Source organism: Geodermatophilus sp. SYSU D00691 (assembly GCF_054050275.1).
Window position 1 is genome coordinate 1 of record NZ_JBJGYZ010000085.1, and the last position, 774, is coordinate 774.

Annotated in this window: 1 protein-coding gene; it reads right to left on the bottom strand. The window is 74.2% G+C overall.

The features are described 5' to 3' along the window. Nucleotides 1-774, bottom strand: a 774-nt coding sequence (locus ACI797_RS27820; RefSeq protein WP_456864111.1) for a zinc-binding dehydrogenase, incomplete at both ends; no start/stop codon positions are given.

Here is a 774-nt window from a genome sequence, read left to right on the forward strand (position 1 = left end):
GAGCGCGATGGTCTCGGTGACGAAGTCGTCGAGCGGGAAGCGGCCCTGCAGGTACAGGTCGACCAGCATCGGGAAGTCCCGCGAGGGCAGGCAGTCGCCGTACCAGCTCGACTTGATCGCCCCACCCCGGCCGAAGACCTCGATCGCCGGCAGGGTGAGCTGCATGTCCGGGGTGGGGACGCCGACCATCACCACCCGGCCGGCCAGGTCGCGGGCGTAGAAGGCCTGCTCGAACACCGCCGGGTGGCCGACCGCGTCGATCGCGACGTCGACGCCGAAGCCGCCGGTCAGGCCCTTGATCGCCGCGACCGCGTCGGTCTCCGTGGAGTTGACCGTGTGGGTGGCGCCGAAGCCCCTCGCCCACTCCAGCTTCCGGTCGTCGAGGTCGACGGCGATGATCGTGCCCGCGCCGGCCAGCCTGGCCCCGGCGATCGCGGCGTCGCCGACGCCGCCGCAGCCGAACACCGCCACCGACTCCCCGCGCCGGACCGCGCCGGTGTTCACCGCCGCGCCGACGCCGGCCATCACGCCGCAGCCGAGCAGGCCGGCGGCGGTGGCCGGGGCGGCCGGGTCGACCCTGGTGCACTGGCCGGAGTGGACCAGCGTCTTCTCCACGAACGCGCCGATGCCCAGCGCCGCCGACAGCGCGGTGCCGTCGGCCAGGGTCATCGGCTGCGCGGCGTTGTGGGTGTCGAAGCAGTACTGCGGCTCGCCCCTGCGGCAGGCGCGGCACTGCCCGCACACCGCCCGCCAGTTGAGGACCACGAAGTCGCC